This is a genomic window from Erwinia aphidicola (assembly GCF_014773485.1).
Classification (GTDB): Bacteria; Pseudomonadota; Gammaproteobacteria; order Enterobacterales; family Enterobacteriaceae; genus Erwinia; species Erwinia aphidicola.
The window spans coordinates 594,452-611,218 of the sequence record NZ_JACXBP010000002.1 but is presented as its reverse complement, the minus strand read 5'-3'; the positions used below and the strand labels follow the sequence as shown (position 1 = coordinate 611,218).

Sequence of the window (16,767 nt, the reverse complement as noted above, 5' to 3'; positions counted from 1 at the left end):
GTTTAATCAGTGGCGGCTTAACGATCAGGTCCAGATTTTTTTTGATTAACACAACTAATCTGATTTGCAGCGCTTAGCGTTTATGTCTACCTTTTTCCTAGGGCCGGATGCGTTTTTACCGCGAAGTCACAGTGTAAAAATGCTCAACTGTTAGCGTGTTAACAGATTAATAAAATGGCAATGACCTGAAAAGCCCACTCATTTTCTCTCAATTCACAGCAATGAAATGCTGCCTGTATGTTCATCATTCAGGTATGACGGTTGTGCGCGCGTTTTCGCATTCGCTTTTACATTTTCTATGGTGGATTCTGGGTAAATGGCTAATACATTCAAAAAGTTGATCGGGGTTTCCCGGCCTGTGGTGTTACCCGCTCTGTTTCTGGCGCCTTTCAGCGTGATGGCCGCCGGCAACTATTTCGACGCCCGCAACGATGCGATGGGCGGCACCGGCGTGGCCTCTTCAACCTACGGATCTGCGGTGCTGGCTAACCCAGCCCTGATGACCAAAGCGCAGCCGGAGGATAAGGTCAGTATCATCCTGCCTGCGGCCGGTGCGCAGATCAGTGACAACGATAAGCTGATCGACAAAGTTGACGATCTGACCAACTCCGTCGACGGTTATCGTGACCTGCTGAATAACTTCGTTTTCCCCACCGATATTCCGCGTATCCAGGCCGCGGCGGGCGATTTAGCTAACCGGCTGGAGGATATTCGCGGTGAGAAAGCCTGGGGGCAGGCCGGTGCGGCATTTGCCGTGACGGTGCCGAATGATGTGCTGACCTTTGCCCTGGTGACCAAAGCCTACGGAACAGCCTCAGTCAGTAGTGAAATCAGCCAGAGCGATATCGACAACCTGAACGCGGTCGCCGGGGGAGGCTTGCCATCATCGCTGGATCTCACTTCCGTCGGGCTGGGCCGCGGGGCCATCGTCTATGATTTCGGCGTGGCAATGGCGCATGAATTTGATATCGGTGGCCACCCGGTGTCGTTTGGCGTGACGCCGAAACTGCAGAAAACCACGCTGTATAACTACAGCGCCTCGGTGTACACCTACGACAAGTCAGACTTTACCGACGGTCGTTACAAGAACAACAATACCGGCTTTAACGTTGACGCCGGTGTCGCCACCGATCTCGGTGACAACTGGACGTTCGGCCTGAGCGGGCAAAACCTGATTTCGCGTGATATCGACACCAAAGAAGTGAACGGTTACATCGATACCTACCAGATCCGCCCGCTGGTCACTTCTGGCGTGTCGTTCCACACCGAGCGTCTGACCACCGCGCTGGATGTTGACCTGACGCCAACCAAACGCTTTAAGTCAATGCAGGACAGCCAGTACGCCTCGGTCGGTGCAGAATATCGTCTGCTGAGCTGGCTGCAGCTGCGCGCCGGCTACCGCGCCGATATGAAATCGAACGATACCAACGTGTTCACCGGTGGTTTCGGTATTTCACCGTACAACAAGGTGCATCTGGATCTCGCCGGAATGGCGGGTAAGGACAACACCTGGGGCGCGGTGGCGCAGCTTAACTTCACCTTCTAACCCTCTGCGGGCGAGGCTTGCCTCGCCCCTGCGCGATCCCCGTTTTACATAGCCAAAACAGTGCCCTGAACTGCACGGATGATGTAAATATCGCCAGGCGTTGCACGTTCAGGAACACGTGGTATGCCGTTCCACATTTAGGAACACGGACGCCACAATGATTACAAGCTTCAAACACAAAGGATTGGAAAATTTTTTCATGAAAGTCGATCGTAGCGGGATTGAACAAAAATGGGTGCCCCGCATCAAGACACGGCTTACCGTAATCGACGCGGCTGAAACCATCGATGCTATCAATCTCCCCGGGTATGACCTGCATCAGCTCAAGGGCGATCGTGCCGACATCGGGTCAATCAGTGTCTCCGGGAACTGGCGCATCACGTTCAGGTTTATCGACGGAGATGCAGAAATTCTCAATTTGGAGGATTATCACTAATGAGAATGGCAACCCCCGCCTATCCGGGCGAAATCATCGCTTCGTCTTTAGCTTCCTTTCTTCGCTTATCAATAAACTCCGCCGGGTCCGAAACATCCACTGTGCGCGGTGATTTCTGATAGCTGCGATCCGGAAAGTCGCGAGGAGCAATTCGCCACCGCGCTGGGTTGATACCAGGGGACGACCGGAAAAAAAGGTCGTCCCCTACAGGATCACTCCCCACCGTGCTATCATTGCGCACAATATCGTCACCCCTTCTGATACAGAGTTAGCGCTTTTCATGACCGAGAAATTACCTGCACACCGCTTTTCCATTGCCCCGATGCTCGACTGGACCGATCGTCACTGCCGTTACTTCCATCGCCAGTTGACGCGGCAGACGCTGCTGTACACCGAAATGGTGACCACCGGCGCGATCATCCACGGTAAAGGCGACTATCTGGCATTCAGCCCGGAAGAGCAGCCGGTTGCACTGCAGCTGGGCGGCAGCGATCCCGCTGCGCTGGCGCAGTGTGCCGTGCTGGCGGAACAGCGCGGCTACAATGAGGTGAACCTCAACGTGGGCTGCCCATCAGACCGCGTGCAGAACGGCCGCTTTGGTGCCTGCCTGATGGGTGAAGCCCAGCTGGTGGCGGATGGCATTAAAGCGATGCGCGATAAGGTCTCGATTCCGGTCACGGTGAAAACCCGCATCGGCATTGATGACCAGGACAGCTATGAATTTCTCTGTGATTTTATCCGCACGGTGTCAGAGCAGGGCGGCTGCGACTCTTTTATCATCCATGCGCGTAAAGCCTGGCTTTCCGGCCTCAGCCCGAAAGAGAACCGTGAAATCCCACCGCTCGACTACCCGCGCGTTTATCAGCTGAAGCGCGATTTCCCGCACCTGACGCTGGCGATTAACGGCGGCGTGAAGACGCTGGAAGAAGCGCAAACTCACCTGCAGCATCTGGACGGCGTAATGATGGGGCGCGAAGCCTATCAGAACCCTGGCCTGCTGGCGCAGGTGGACCAGCAGATTTTCGGCAGCAGTCAGCCGGTGGTGGACCCGGTTGCCGTGGTGCGCTCAATGTACCCCTACATTGAACGTGAACTGGCGAACGGCACCTACCTCGGCCATGTTACCCGTCATATGTTGGGCCTGTTCCAGGGGATCCCGGGTGCGCGCCAGTGGCGGCGTTACCTCAGCGAAAACGCACACAAAGCGGGCGCGGGCGTTGACGTGGTCGAGAAGGCGCTCTCGCTGGTTGCCGATAAGATCCCTGCCGCAGTTTAAGTTCGTCAAAACTTCACCAGATTGTGATGAATTTCATCAGGGGAAATCCTCCCCTGGTGAATATCTCTCATGAATATCAATCAGTTAACTTCTTCTCCATTCTGGCACGCTTCTTGTAATAGCTCTCCTGGAGTTCAATATCTGGAGCGAGTGATTATGTTAGAGATCCTGTTTGTCATCGGTTTTTTTCTGATGCTGCTGCTGACCGGTATTTCCCTGCTGGGAATTATCGCGGCGCTGCTGGTTGCCACCGTGGTGATGTTCGTGGGTGGGCTGTTTGCTATTGTTATTAAATTGTTGCCGTGGCTGGTGGTGGCGGTGGTTGCCGTGTGGCTGTATCGCGCGTTGCGCAAGCCGTCAGCGGATGATAAGCCCTGGCTATCTCGCTGATATCAATCAGGAGTCTGCTGCTTCCGTGAATGTAATGCGGGCTGGATCACATCATGACAAATTGCTTAGCTGAATATCGCAATTAAACATATTTTTTACTTATGAATTCTGTCAGGATGGTTTAACTGAATCATCACGTATTCATCGCCGCTGACCCTACACCAGCGCGAACTATAAAAAAGAAAGAAACAAAAAGGGGCTTCCGCAAGGGAGCCCCATTTTTTTGCCTGAATGATGCAGTGGGTCAGGCATGCCTGACCCTGGAACATCTAGGGAATCAACAAGCTCGACCCCTGGGTGCCGCGGCTCTCCAGCGTCTGATGTGCCTTTTGCGCATCCGCCAGGGCAAATTTCTGCGCCTGTGGCACATCTACCCTGATCGCGTTGCTGGCAATCAGCGAGAACAGCTCATTGCTGGCCTGCGTCAGCGCCTCACGCGTGGTGATATAGCCGTTGAGCGACGGGCGGGTAACGTACAGCGAGCCTTTCTGATTCAGGATCGCCAGATTCACCCCGGTGACCGGGCCGGAAGAGTTGCCAAAGCTAACCATCAGCCCACGGCGTTGCAGGCAGTCGAGCGAGGCTTCCCAGGTATCTTTCCCCACCGAGTCATACACCACGCGCAGCTTTTTACCGTGCGTTAGCTCGCTGACCCGCCCGGCAATATTCTCTTCGCGATAATTAATGGTGGCCCATGCCCCGGCATCTTTTGCCATCTGCGCCTTCTCTGCTGAGCCGACCGTACCGATCAAATGCGCACCCAGCGCTTTCGCCCACTGGCAGGCAATCAGCCCAACGCCCCCGGCCGCCGCGTGGAACAGGAATACCTCATCCGGCTGCACCACATAGGTCTGGCGCAGCAGGTAATGCACGGTCAGCCCTTTGAGGAAGGAGGCAGCAGCCTGCTCAAAGGAGATGGCATCCGGCAGCAGCGCCAGCTTATCTACCGGCACGTTATGCACTTCGCTGTAGGCACCGAGGGAGGATTGCGCGTACACCACGCGGTCACCCGGCTTCAGTTCGCTGACGCCGGGGCCAACACGCGTCACCACGCCTGCCGCTTCGGTGCCTAAACCGGATGGCAGCGGGGCAGGATAAAGCCCGCTGCGCACGTAGGTATCGATATAGTTGATACCTATCGCTTTATTCTCAACCTGCACCTCTCCCGCAGCCGGATCGGCCGGGTCGAAGTCCACCAGTTGCATCACTTCGGGTGCGCCGTGCTGGCTGATTTGTATACGTTTTGCCATGATCACTCCTGTGGATTGCGCCGCGAATGGGGGAGGACGCAGGCTATGCAAACGAGTATACTTGCGCGTCCCCCCACAAGATTTTTGGTATTACATCACTATGGCAGGAAATAAACCCACCAACAAATCCTTCGAAAACCGTGAGCCGCGTGACCGTCAGATGGAAGGTCTGAAGCTGCCGCCGCACTCGCTGGAAGCAGAACAGTCGGTGTTGGGCGGTTTAATGCTGGATAACGAACGCTGGGATAATGTCTCCGAGCGCGTGGTGGCGAAGGACTTCTTCAGCCGACCGCACCGCATGATTTTCGCGGAAATGCAGCACCTGCTGGAACAGGGCAAGCCGATCGATCTGATCACGCTGTCCGAGTCGATGGAAACCAAGGGCGAGCTGAGCATGGTGGGTGGCTTTGCTTATCTGGCTGAGCTGTCGAAAAATACGCCAAGTGCGGCGAACATTGGCGCTTATGCCGATATCGTGCGCGAACGCGCGGTAGTACGTGAGATGATTGCGGTGGCGAATGAGATCGCCGACGCGGGTTACGATCCGCAGGGCCGTACCAGCGAGGATCTGCTCGATCTCGCTGAATCCCGCGTATTCCAGATCGCCGAAAGCCGCGCCAATAAAGATGACGGCCCGAAAAGCGTCGATCAGATCCTCGAAGCCACCATTGCGCGTATTGAATCGCTCTATCAGACGCCGCACGACGGGGTAACCGGCGTCGATACCGGCTATCACGACCTGAACAAGAAGACCGCAGGTCTGCAGCGCTCGGATCTGATTATCGTGGCGGCTCGTCCGGCAATGGGTAAAACCACCTTCGCCATGAACCTGTGTGAAAACGCCGCGATGCTGCAGGATAAACCGGTGCTGATCTTCAGCCTCGAGATGCCCGGCGAGCAGATCATGATGCGTATGCTGGCGTCGCTGTCACGCGTGGACCAGACGCGCATTCGTACCGGCCAGCTGGATGATGAGGACTGGGCGCGTATCTCCAGCACCATGGGCATCCTGCTGGAGAAGAAGAACATGTTTATTGATGACTCTTCCGGCCTGACGCCAACCGAAGTCCGCTCGCGTGCGCGCCGTATCTTCCGCGAGCACGGCGGTCTGAGCATGATCATGATCGACTACCTGCAGCTGATGCGCGTGCCGTCACTGTCCGATAACCGTACGCTGGAGATCGCCGAGATCTCACGCTCGCTTAAGGCACTGGCGAAAGAGCTGCAGGTGCCGGTGGTGGCGCTGTCGCAGCTTAACCGCTCCCTGGAGCAGCGTGCCGATAAGCGCCCGGTCAACTCCGACCTGCGTGAATCCGGCTCCATCGAGCAGGATGCCGATCTGATCATGTTTATCTACCGTGATGAGGTGTATCACGAAAACAGCGATCTGAAAGGGGTGGCGGAGATCATTCTGGGTAAGCAGCGTAACGGCCCCATCGGCACCGTGCGCCTGACCTTTAACGGCCAGTGGTCACGCTTCGATAACTACGCGGGCCCACAGTACGACGACGAATAATCACATCATTAACGGGCCGATCGAAAAAGAGGATCGGCCCCTACGGTTCACCCCAGCCTCGTTACCCTCTCCGGATCATCACAAAATAGTGTTGGACAACACTGCAAAAAATGCGGTTATCTGTCGGTAAGCAGTACCCAGCAACCGGCATGGACGAACGATGACCCAGATTGATGATTTCGACCTTAAGATACTGACTTTACTGGAAGCAAACGGCCGCCTGACCAATCAGGAACTGAGCGATATCGTCGGGCTTTCCGCCTCACAGTGTTCCCGCCGCCGCATTAACCTTGAGCAGGCGGGATTGATCCTCGGCTACCACGCCAGGCTATCGCCGGATGCGGTGGGTTTAGGCATGATCGGCCTGATTGAGGTGCGTCTGATCAACCATACCGCGGAATACGTTGAGAGTTTTCACCGCATGGTGGCGGAGCAGGCGGGCATTGTTGATGCCTATAAAACCACCGGAGATGCCGATTACCTGTTGAAAGTCGCGGTTGCCGATCTCGCCGGGCTGAGTGCTTTAATCAGCCAGCTGGTCGCCGGGCATCAGAGCGTGGCGCATGTGAAAACCTCAGTGGTCCTCGACCGTCTGAAGGAGAATGGTTTGATGTCGGTAAGCGAGACTCTGCTGCGCTAGAATGGTGCGTGTTACGCACCCCAATTGTGCATAAAACTCCGGATGCATGCGGTATCCGTGCGGGAAAACAGCTTTCAGTGCGTGAAATGATGCTGTGTTAATCATTTCATGCACAAAATAGAGCAATAAAGCGCCTTGTATTCAATGGGTTAATTCGCTGGCACCATCCGGTGGTTTGAACCTCCACCGGATTGGTGCGATTTTTGCTAGGTTATTGCTAAAATTTGGCGGTCCCTCTGCCATATCCCTAGTCATAATCACCAGAGAATCAATCTGATGGACAACGTGGTACACCCTGTCAAAATCCCCCATACCCTGCTGGAAGATGTGCTGGCTATCGTGCTCGGCACTCTGATGGTCTCCTTTGGTGTTACCCTGTTAAAACAGGCCGGGGCGTTAACCGGCAGCACTGCAGGCATTGCCTTTCTCATCAGTTACCTGAGCAAAACCTCTTTTGGCCTCGCTTTCTTTCTGATTAACATCCCGTTCTACTGGCTGGCGGTCAGGCGCATGGGATGGGCATTCACTGTAAAAACCTTCTCTGCCGTGGCGCTGGTTTCGCTCTTCAGCCACCTGCACCCGTTATTTATCCATTTTTCCGCGCTGGATCCCTTTTATGCGACACTGTTCGGTAACGTGGTGATGGGAATTGGGTTTATAGTGTTATTTCGCCATAAGGCCAGCCTTGGCGGCATCAATATTCTGGCGCTGTGGCTGCAGGACCGTTACGGTATCCGTGCCGGAAAATTGCAGATGGTGGTCGATACCTGCGTGGTGCTGGCCTCGCTGTTTGTGGTCTCACGCGAGATGCTGGCAGCCTCAATTGCCGGAGCCGTGGTGCTCAACCTGATTATCGCCATGAACCATCGCCCTGGCCGCTATTTCGTCTGAGTCGCTGAAATTATTGATTATTTAATGGAGATTTGCACCGTGTTTCAAAACGTTGATGCCTACGCTGGCGACCCGATCCTCTCCCTGATGGAAACCTTCAAGCAGGATGCCCGCCCGCACAAGGTCAACCTGAGCATTGGTCTGTACTACAACGAGCAGGGTGTGATCCCACAGATGCAGGCTGTTGCCGCCGCTGAAGAGCAGCTGCACGCCCAGCCGCAGGCCGCCTCGCTCTATCTGCCGATGGAAGGGCTGCCGCCTTACCGCAGCGCCATCGCACCTTTGCTGTTCGGCGCCGAGCACCCGGTACTGAAAGCGGGCCGCATCGCCACTATTCAGACGCTGGGCGGTTCCGGTGCGCTGAAAGTCGGTGCCGACTTCCTGAAGTTCTACTTCCCGAATTCGCAGGTGTGGGTCAGCGATCCGACGTGGGAAAACCATATCGCCATCTTCAACGGTGCCGGTTTCACCGTAAATACCTACCCGTGGTACGACACGGCAACCAACGGCGTGAAGTTTGATGCGCTGCTGGAAAAACTCAGTACGCTGCCGGCGCAAAGCATCGTGCTGCTGCATCCGTGCTGTCACAACCCAACCGGTGCTGACCTGACTAATGCGCAGTGGGATGAAGTGACCAGGGTGCTGAAAGACCGCGAGCTGATCCCGTTCCTCGACATCGCCTATCAGGGCTTTGGCGGCGGCATGGAGGAAGATGCCTACGCTATTCGCAGCATCGCCGCAGCGGGCCTGCCAGCGCTGGTCAGTAACTCATTCTCGAAAATCTTCTCGCTGTACGGCGAGCGCGTTGGCGGTCTGTCAATCGTCTGCGATGACGCCGAAGAAGCCGCCCGCGTACTGGGCCAGCTGAAGGCCACCGTGCGCCGCAACTACTCCAGCCCGCCAAACTTCGGGGCGCAGGTGGTTTCCTGCGTGCTGAATAACCCTGAGCTGAAGGCCAGCTGGCTGGCGGAAGTGGAAGCGATGCGCCTGCGTATTATTGAGATGCGCCAGGTGCTGGTGGACGCGCTGACTCAGGCGGTGCCGGGCAAGAACTTCGACTTCCTGCTCAAGCAGCGCGGTATGTTCAGCTACACCGGCCTGAGCGCTGCACAGGTTGATCGCCTGCGTAACGAGTTTGGTGTCTATCTGATCGCCAGCGGCCGCGTCTGCATGGCCGGTCTCAACCGCAACAACGTGCATCAGGTAGCGGAAGCCTTCGCCGCCGTGATGTAATTTCTGCTGGCCGGGGCTGCCCGGCCACAGTTTTTCCCTTTTCAGGTTTACCTTTTCGCCACTTGCTGCACACTTAACGGAACCGATAAGTTAAGGAGCCGTATCATGTGGTATCAGCAAACCCTTACCCTGAACGAAAAACCACGCGGATTTCATCTGGTTACTGACGAAATCCTCGCAGAGCTGCGCCGCTTAGCGGATGTTCAGACCGGGCTGTTGCACCTGCTGTTGCAGCACACTTCCGCCTCACTGACGCTGAATGAGAACTGCGACCCAACGGTCCGTGCCGATATGGAGCAGCATTTCCTGCGCACGATACCGGAAGATGCGCCGTATCAGCACGATTACGAAGGGGCCGACGATATGCCCGCCCACATCAAGTCCTCACTGCTGGGCACCTCGCTGATGCTGCCGGTCAGCCGCGGGCGTCTGCTGCTGGGGACCTGGCAGGGGATTTATCTTGGTGAACACCGTATTCACGGCGGGCAGCGGCGCATTGTCGCCACTTTACAGGGGGATGATTAATTATGACGGTTTCCGATTTGCTCACCTACTGCATGAACAAACCCGGCGCGCAGCAGAGCGTGCACAGCGACTGGAAAGCCACGCAGATTAAGGTCGATGATGTGATGTTTGCCATGGTGCACGAGATTGATGGCCACCCGGCGGTGGCACTGAAGTGCAGCCCGGCGCTGGCGGAGTTGATCCGCGAGCAGCACAGCGATGTGCATCCCAGCGCGCACCTCAATCCATCGCACTGGAACACCGTACTGCTCGACGGTTCGCTTAAAGATTCACAGATCTATTATCTGGTCGATGCATCGCTGCAGCAGATCCAGAAACAGTTATAACGGGTGTTGACCTCCAGGAAACCTGTAGGGGCGGACCTTTTGTTTCGGTCCGCCCGTCTCACAGAGGAACGCCGTGCTTATGCGCGCAGTGAATCGATATCGATCACGAAACGGTACTTCACGTCGCTTTTCAGCATACGCTCGTAGGCCTCATTGATCTGATCGATCTTAATCATCTCGATATCGGAAGTGATGTTGTGCTTACCACAGAAATCCAGCATCTCCTGCGTCTCTTTGATCCCACCGATCAGCGATCCTGCCACGCTGCGGCGTTTGAAGATCATATTAACCACCTGCGTTGACGGATGGTCATGCTCCGGCACGCCAACCAGCGTCATGGTGCCATCGCGGCGCAGCAGGTTGATAAACGGGTTGAGATCGTGCTGAGCAGCAACGGTGTTAAGAATGAAGTCGAAGCTGTTGGTGTGCTGCGCCATCTGATCGGCATCTTTCGAGATCACCACTTCATCGGCGCCCAGGCGCTTACCGTCTTCTACTTTAGAAGGCGAAGTAGTGAAGAGCACCACGTGCGCACCCATCGCATGAGCAATTTTCACGCCCATATGACCCAGTCCGCCAAGGCCAACGATACCAACTTTTTTGCCCGGGCCAACGCCCCAGTGGTGTAGTGGGGAGAAGGTGGTGATACCCGCGCACAGCAGCGGAGCAGCACCGGCCGGATCAAGATTTTCCGGCACGCGCAGCACGAAGTCTTCGTGTACGACCACTTGAGTCGAGTAACCGCCGTAGGTGATATCGCCGCTGGTGCGGTCTTTACCGTTGTAGGTGCCGACGAAACCCTCTTCGCAGTACTGCTCAAGATCCTCTTTACAGCTGTCGCAGGTGCGACAGGAGTCGACCATACAGCCTACGCCGACCAGATCGCCAACTTTGTATTTATGGCCGTGCGCGCCGACTGCCGTCACGCGGCCAACAATCTCGTGGCCTGGCACCACCGGGAAGATCGTGTTGCGCCATTCATTGCGCGCCTGGTGCAGGTCAGAGTGGCACACGCCGCAGTACTGCACTTCAATCTGCACATCATGTTCACGCAGTTCGCGCGGTTTAAATTCAAACGGAGCCAGCGGAGATTTTGCGTCCTGAGCGGCATAAGCATGCGTAATATTCATTGGTCTCTCCAGTTGTGGATGATGTGGCGCAGTGGCCGTAATGGCGGGAGCAGGCAGCAGGAAAAGCGGGCCTTCTCCGCAAAAAGATGAAGGTTAAGCATAGTCACTCAACGGCGTAACGGGTATATCCAAAACTCGCTAAGTCTTGCCTGATCCTGCAAGATTTTGTGGTAATTGTAAGAAAAGTGCAGCAAATAGCGGGGAAAACCAGGGCTGACAGTAGCGGGGCAGGCGTGCCCGACCCGTACGGGATTGCGGCGGGTATAAGCCAGGGGCGAGGCATGCCTCGCCCGTCGGTTATTAACCCTGTAACAGCGGTTTCAGGAAGCGCGCGGTGTGCGAACGCTTGCACTGCGCCACGGTTTCCGGCGTGCCGGAGACGAGGATTTCACCGCCGCCGCTGCCGCCTTCCGGGCCGAGATCGACAATCCAGTCGGCGGTTTTGATCACATCAAGATTGTGCTCAATCACCACGATGGTATTGCCCTGGTCGCGCAGCTGGTGCAGGACTTCCAGCAGCTGCTGGATATCGGCGAAGTGCAGACCGGTGGTCGGCTCATCAAGGATATACAGCGTCTGCCCGGTGCCGCGCTTCGACAGCTCACGCGCCAGCTTCACGCGCTGCGCTTCACCGCCGGACAGCGTGGTAGCCGACTGACCGAGGCGGATATACGACAGGCCAACGTCCATCAGCGTTTGCAGCTTACGCGCCAGCGCCGGTACCGCATCGAAGAACTCACGCGCTTCTTCAATGGTCATCTCCAGCACTTCATGAATGCTCTTGCCCTTGTACTTCACTTCCAGCGTCTCGCGGTTATAGCGTTTGCCTTTACACTGGTCGCACGGCACGTAGATATCCGGCAGGAAGTGCATCTCAACCTTGATCACGCCGTCGCCCTGGCAGGCTTCGCAGCGCCCGCCGCGCACGTTAAAGCTGAAACGCCCCGGCGTGTAGCCACGGGTACGTGATTCCGGCACCCCGGCAAACAGCTCGCGCACCGGGGTAAAGATACCGGTATAGGTTGCCGGGTTGGAGCGCGGCGTGCGGCCAATCGGGCTTTGATCGATATCGATAACTTTGTCGAAGTGCTCCATGCCGCTGATGCTGCGGTAAGGCGCGGCTTCGGCAATGGTGGCGCCGTTCAGCTGGCGCTGGGCCAGCGGGAACAGGGTATCGTTGATCAGCGTGGATTTACCGGAGCCGGACACGCCGGTAACGCAGGTAAACAGGCCAACCGGCAGCGTCAGGGTGACATCCTTCAGGTTGTTGCCGCTGGCTCCGGTCAGCTTCAGCACTTTCGCCGGGTCGCCCTTCACCCGCTCCTCAGGAATGGCGATGCCGCGCTTGCCGCTGAGGAACTGCCCGGTCAGCGACGCTTCTACAGCCATAATGTCGTCAACGGTGCCTTCGGCGACAATCTGCCCGCCGTGCACGCCCGCGCCGGGCCCGATATCGATCACATGGTCAGCAGCGCGAATCGCATCTTCATCATGCTCTACCACAATCACCGTATTGCCGAGATTGCGCAGGTGGACCAGCGTTTCCAGCAGGCGTTCATTGTCGCGCTGATGCAGACCGATAGACGGCTCATCCAGTACGTACATCACGCCGACCAGTCCGGCACCAATCTGGCTGGCCAGACGAATACGCTGTGCCTCGCCGCCGGAGAGCGTTTCCGCCGAGCGCGACATCGACAGGTAGTTCAGCCCGACGTTCACCAGGAACTTCAGGCGGTCGCCGATCTCTTTCAGCACTTTCTCAGCAATCTGCGCGCGCTGGCCGCTGAGCTTCATATTCTGGAAAAACGCCATCGCATGGCCGATGCTCATATCTGAGATGGTCGGCAGCGTGGTGTTCTCAACAAAAACGTGGCGCGCTTCACGGCGCAGACGGGTGCCGTGGCAGCTGGTGCAGGAGCGGTTACTGATAAACTTCGCCAGCTCTTCGCGTACCGCAGACGATTCTGTCTCTTTATAACGGCGCTCGATATTGTGCAGCACGCCCTCGAACGGATGGCGGCGCACTGAAGTGTCTCCGCGATCGTTGACGTATTTAAACTCGATATTGTCTTTGCCGGAACCGTACAGGATCACCTTGCGGCTCTCTTCCGGCAGGGAGTTGAACGGCGCTTCGATATCAAACTTCAGATGCTCCGCCAGCGAGCGCAGCATCTGGAAATAGTAGAAGTTGCGGCGGTCCCAGCCGCGGATCGCGCCGCCGGCCAGCGACAGCTCCGGGTTCTGCACCACGCGCTCCGGGTCGAAATACTGCTGAACGCCCAGCCCGTCACAGGTCGGGCAGGCACCGGCCGGGTTATTGAAGGAGAACAGGCGGGGTTCCAGCTCGTTCATGCTGTAGCCGCAAATCGGGCAGGCGAAGTTGGCCGAGAACAGCAGCTCTTCAGCGGCGGCGTCATCCATATCGGCCACCACGGCGGTGCCGCCGGAGAGCTCCAGCGCGGTTTCAAACGACTCTGCCAGGCGCTGCGCGAGATCGTCACGTACCTTAAAGCGGTCCACCACCACTTCGATGGTGTGTTTCTTCTGCAGTTCCAGCTTTGGCGGATCGGAGAGATCGCACACTTCACCGTCGATGCGGGCGCGGATATAGCCCTGGCTGGCGAGGTTTTCCAGCGTTTTGCTGTGCTCACCTTTGCGATCTTTGACGATCGGGGCCAGCAGCATCAGGCGGCGGCCTTCCGGCTGCGCCAGCACGTTGTCCACCATCTGGCTAACGGTCTGTGCCGCCAGCGTGACGTCGTGATCCGGACAGCGCGGTTCGCCAACGCGGGCAAACAGCAGGCGCAGGTAGTCATGGATTTCGGTGATGGTGCCGACGGTGGAACGCGGGTTATGCGAGGTAGATTTCTGCTCGATCGAAATCGCCGGAGAAAGACCCTCAATGTGGTCAACGTCCGGTTTTTCCATCAGTGACAGGAACTGGCGCGCATAGGCGGAGAGCGATTCAACGTAGCGGCGCTGACCCTCGGCGTACAGCGTATCAAACGCCAGCGAGGACTTGCCGGAACCTGACAGGCCGGTCACCACGATCAGTTTATCGCGCGGAATGGTCAGGTTGATGTTTTTCAAATTGTGGGTGCGGGCACCCCGTACTTCGATCTTATCCATTCACAATTCCCGGATTAGCACAAACCTCACCATGCCTGCCCGGCACGGCCAGAAAGAAACGTGTCATTATGGCACAAAAAAACCTGAATGGATAACCAGTGTTTTGCCCTGAAGTGCCATGCAAACTGATGCAACGCTGCAACGAAAGTAAGCCTTTTTCGAGGCGTCTCCTAAATGTAGGATCTCAGGGTAGCCCATGATAGAATTTTGCGCCTAGACTTAGAGAACGAACATTAACCGGAGAGAGCAACATGGCCAGCAGAGGCGTAAACAAAGTAATTTTAGTCGGAAATCTGGGGCAGGACCCGGAAGTTCGCTACATGCCGAATGGCGGTGCCGTTGCCAACATCACTCTGGCTACCTCCGAATCCTGGCGCGACAAGCAGACCGGCGAAACCAAAGAGAAAACTGAATGGCACCGCGTTGTGCTGTTCGGCAAGCTGGCTGAAGTGGCCGGTGAATACCTGCGTAAAGGCTCTCAGGTTTATATCGAAGGCGCACTGCAGACCCGTAAATGGACTGACCAGGCTGGCGTTGAGAAGTACACCACCGAAGTTGTGGTTAACGTTGGCGGCACCATGCAGATGCTGGGCGGTCGTGCTCAGGGCGGCGGTGCTCCAGCAGGCGGCGGTCAGGGCGCAGGCAACAACAACGGTTGGGGCCAGCCTCAGCAGCCACAGGGCGGCAACCAGTTCAGCGGCGGCGCACAGCAGTCCCGTCCGCAGCAGGCTCCACAGCAGAACAGCGCACCTGCTAACAACGAGCCACCAATGGACTTCGATGACGACATCCCTTTCTGATTTGACAGCGTCGTCAGCGAGTCAAAAAAAGCCCCGCATGCCAATGCGGGGCTTTTTGTTTTCAGCTGATGACGGGGGCTCAATCAGCCCGCCCAGCGCGGAGGCGCTTTCAGGCTACATGATGAGGGCGGTGTGTAACATCACCTCGGCCTTTAAGGAGTCCTGCGACAGAAATATCTTCATCCAGCTCATCCCAGTGAATCCCAACAGGACTCAGCTCGTAGTTATTCCGCTGATCTGGGGTGGCATCTAACAAACGTGGAAACCACGCCAGAGGCACGCCGATCGTGCGGGCATCGTTGAGTTCGACCCACATGGTGGCCTCATCGAATCTGACACTTTTAGCTGAAGTAGTCATTCCAGGCCTCCAGAAACACTGTGTGGTTTTGTTCGGTGAGCTCAATGAGCTCTCTAAGTATTCGTGAGTGAAAGCCATTATTGCTGGCCAGAGCTACACAGGGAGTCAGCCAAAACTTAGCTTCACTACCTGATTTCATCACGTGAATGTGGGCCGGCTCAAGAGGATTCCCCTCGTTCGAATAGAAAAAAAATTTGAATCCATCGATTCTCAGTATCACGGGCATCGCAGCTTCCTCCTTGAAGACAGTACGATTATGTACAAATAACCATCACTCGTCAAAACGAGGATGTTTTCAATCTCCGGATTGAAATTTAAGGTCAATTAACAGGTTTTATCGCAGGCGCAAACACCTGAATAGCTTTAGTTTTGATTGTGAAGCGAGCAGGGGTCTGCCCGATCAGCTCACCGTCGGCGTTGATATCATGCGGGCGACGGGTGGTCAGCGTCAGCGCAGTGGTGGAAAGCGTGCGCACCTTGCGCCAGCGGCCATGCGTGCCGCGCCGCAGCGCAGGCAGCAGGGCGATCATCTGCCACCAGTGCGCCACTTCCAGGCTGTACACGTCCAGCAATCCGTCATCGGGGGCAGCACTCTGTTCCACGGTCATTCCGCCGCCGTAAAAACGCCCGTTGCCGACTGAAACCTGCACGGTTTTCACCTTCTCGGTCACGCCGTCATGCTCGATGGTGGCGCTAAACGGGCGGCTCTGTTTCAGCAGCTTAAACGCGGCCAGCGCATAGCCGAAGGTGCCCCAGCGCTTTTTCGATTCGGCGGTCAGATGGCGGGCAAGCGTGGCGGAAAAGCCGATGCTGGAGACGTTGAAAAACAGGTGGCCATTAACTTCGCCAAGATCGACCTCCCGGCGATGTCCGGCGGCAATAATTTTCACCGCCTGATGCAGATCGTTGCTGATGCCGAGCGTGCGGGCAAAATCATTGGCGGTACCCAGCGGCAATACGCCGAGCGGCAAGCCGCTGCTCATTAACCCCGGCGCTGCGGCATTCAGGCTGCCGTCACCGCCGCCAACAATCACCAGATCAATGCCGTCGGCCCAGGCGCGGATCAGGTCACTGCTGCTGCGGCGATCCTCTTTTGGCGGTTCAATCACGTCGATGCGGTGCGCTGACAGGCTCTGTTTCGCCTGCTGGCGTAGCGCTTTGCCATTGCGCGAATGCTCATTGATCAATAACAGCGCGGTCAGATTGCGTGGCTCAGAATCGGTGTTATTTCTCATTAGGCTTAATTCAACTCATTGAACGGAACGGGGGGAGAGTGCATCGAATCACGGTAATGAGCAGGTGAGCAATCGCCATTTCTCAT

General features: G+C 56.6%; 17 protein-coding genes. 11 read left to right on the top strand and 6 right to left on the bottom strand.

The features are described from left to right. The first annotated feature begins 316 nt into the window (after nucleotides 1–316). The 4 genes from ID864_RS07230 to pspG all read left to right on the top strand — a co-directional run bounded on the left by ID864_RS07230 (nucleotide 317) and on the right by pspG (nucleotide 3,648). Nucleotides 317–1,546, top strand: coding sequence for a conjugal transfer protein TraF (locus ID864_RS07230; protein WP_048917591.1), 1,230 nt, complete (start codon nucleotides 317–319; stop codon nucleotides 1,544–1,546). A gap of 157 nt (nucleotides 1,547–1,703) precedes the next feature. Then, entirely contained in the window at nucleotides 1,704–1,982 is a 279-nt protein-coding gene (locus tag ID864_RS07225; protein WP_099754661.1) for a type II toxin-antitoxin system RelE/ParE family toxin, read from the top strand. A 280-nt stretch (nucleotides 1,983–2,262) separates the two neighbouring features. Continuing rightward, complete coding sequence (gene dusA / locus ID864_RS07220; RefSeq protein WP_048917569.1) at nucleotides 2,263–3,258, top strand: tRNA dihydrouridine(20/20a) synthase DusA; 996 nt, start codon at nucleotides 2,263–2,265, stop codon at nucleotides 3,256–3,258. Nucleotides 3,259–3,414: 156 nt separating this feature from the next. Then, nucleotides 3,415–3,648 (top strand): envelope stress response protein PspG, encoded by a 234-nt coding sequence (pspG, locus tag ID864_RS07215; RefSeq protein WP_048917568.1) that lies wholly within the window; start codon nucleotides 3,415–3,417, stop codon nucleotides 3,646–3,648. Between the two features lie 269 nt (nucleotides 3,649–3,917). Here pspG and ID864_RS07210 read toward each other — a convergent pair whose 3' ends face one another. Continuing rightward, nucleotides 3,918–4,898, bottom strand: a complete 981-nt coding sequence (locus ID864_RS07210; protein ID WP_048917567.1) for a quinone oxidoreductase — start codon at nucleotides 4,896–4,898, stop codon at nucleotides 3,918–3,920. A gap of 100 nt (nucleotides 4,899–4,998) precedes the next feature. Here ID864_RS07210 and dnaB point away from each other — a divergent pair, with 100 nt between their 5' ends. The 6 genes from dnaB (at nucleotide 4,999) to ID864_RS07180 (ending at nucleotide 10,029) form a co-directional block, all read left to right on the top strand. Further along, entirely contained in the window at nucleotides 4,999–6,414 is a 1,416-nt protein-coding gene (dnaB, locus tag ID864_RS07205; RefSeq protein WP_048917566.1) for a replicative DNA helicase, read from the top strand. Between the two features lie 160 nt (nucleotides 6,415–6,574). Then, on the top strand, nucleotides 6,575–7,054 hold the full coding sequence (locus ID864_RS07200; protein WP_099754663.1) for an Lrp/AsnC family transcriptional regulator: 480 nt from the start codon (nucleotides 6,575–6,577) through the stop codon (nucleotides 7,052–7,054). 276 nt (nucleotides 7,055–7,330) lie between these two features. Then, nucleotides 7,331–7,945 carry a YitT family protein gene (locus ID864_RS07195; RefSeq protein WP_048917564.1) on the top strand — a complete coding sequence of 205 codons (615 nt, stop codon included), beginning with the start codon at nucleotides 7,331–7,333 and terminating at the stop codon, nucleotides 7,943–7,945. Nucleotides 7,946–7,984: 39 nt separating this feature from the next. Further along, complete coding sequence (locus ID864_RS07190) at nucleotides 7,985–9,178, top strand: amino acid aminotransferase (RefSeq protein ID WP_180276788.1); 1,194 nt, start codon at nucleotides 7,985–7,987, stop codon at nucleotides 9,176–9,178. A 105-nt stretch (nucleotides 9,179–9,283) separates the two neighbouring features. Beyond that, nucleotides 9,284–9,703 (top strand): secondary thiamine-phosphate synthase enzyme YjbQ, encoded by a 420-nt coding sequence (locus ID864_RS07185; protein WP_191149629.1) that lies wholly within the window; start codon nucleotides 9,284–9,286, stop codon nucleotides 9,701–9,703. A gap of 2 nt (nucleotides 9,704–9,705) precedes the next feature. Beyond that, nucleotides 9,706–10,029: an MmcQ/YjbR family DNA-binding protein gene (locus ID864_RS07180; protein WP_048917561.1), complete on the top strand. Its 324-nt coding sequence runs from the start codon at nucleotides 9,706–9,708 to the stop codon at nucleotides 10,027–10,029. A 77-nt stretch (nucleotides 10,030–10,106) separates the two neighbouring features. Here the strand turns inward: ID864_RS07180 and ID864_RS07175 are convergent, their stop codons facing one another. Next, nucleotides 10,107–11,159, bottom strand: coding sequence for an NAD(P)-dependent alcohol dehydrogenase (locus tag ID864_RS07175; protein WP_048917560.1), 1,053 nt, complete (start codon nucleotides 11,157–11,159; stop codon nucleotides 10,107–10,109). Between the two features lie 300 nt (nucleotides 11,160–11,459). After that, on the bottom strand, nucleotides 11,460–14,288 hold the full coding sequence (uvrA, locus tag ID864_RS07170; protein WP_191149628.1) for an excinuclease ABC subunit UvrA: 2,829 nt from the start codon (nucleotides 14,286–14,288) through the stop codon (nucleotides 11,460–11,462). Between the two features lie 251 nt (nucleotides 14,289–14,539). Here uvrA and ssb1 point away from each other — a divergent pair, with 251 nt between their 5' ends. Beyond that, on the top strand, nucleotides 14,540–15,088 hold the full coding sequence (ssb1, locus tag ID864_RS07165; protein ID WP_048917558.1) for a single-stranded DNA-binding protein SSB1: 549 nt from the start codon (nucleotides 14,540–14,542) through the stop codon (nucleotides 15,086–15,088). 109 nt (nucleotides 15,089–15,197) lie between these two features. On the opposite strand, the gene ID864_RS07160 is transcribed toward ssb1, so the two are convergent. From ID864_RS07160 to ID864_RS07150, 3 genes are all read right to left on the bottom strand, one after another. Further along, nucleotides 15,198–15,446 (bottom strand): DUF2442 domain-containing protein, encoded by a 249-nt coding sequence (locus ID864_RS07160; protein WP_191149627.1) that lies wholly within the window; start codon nucleotides 15,444–15,446, stop codon nucleotides 15,198–15,200. After that, nucleotides 15,430–15,672, bottom strand: coding sequence for a DUF4160 domain-containing protein (locus ID864_RS07155; protein WP_191149626.1), 243 nt, complete (start codon nucleotides 15,670–15,672; stop codon nucleotides 15,430–15,432). The genes ID864_RS07160 and ID864_RS07155 overlap by 17 nt, the downstream gene beginning before the upstream one ends. 94 nt (nucleotides 15,673–15,766) lie before the next feature. Further along, nucleotides 15,767–16,681, bottom strand: a complete 915-nt coding sequence (locus tag ID864_RS07150; protein ID WP_191149625.1) for a lipid kinase — start codon at nucleotides 16,679–16,681, stop codon at nucleotides 15,767–15,769. Nucleotides 16,682–16,767 lie beyond the last annotated feature (86 nt).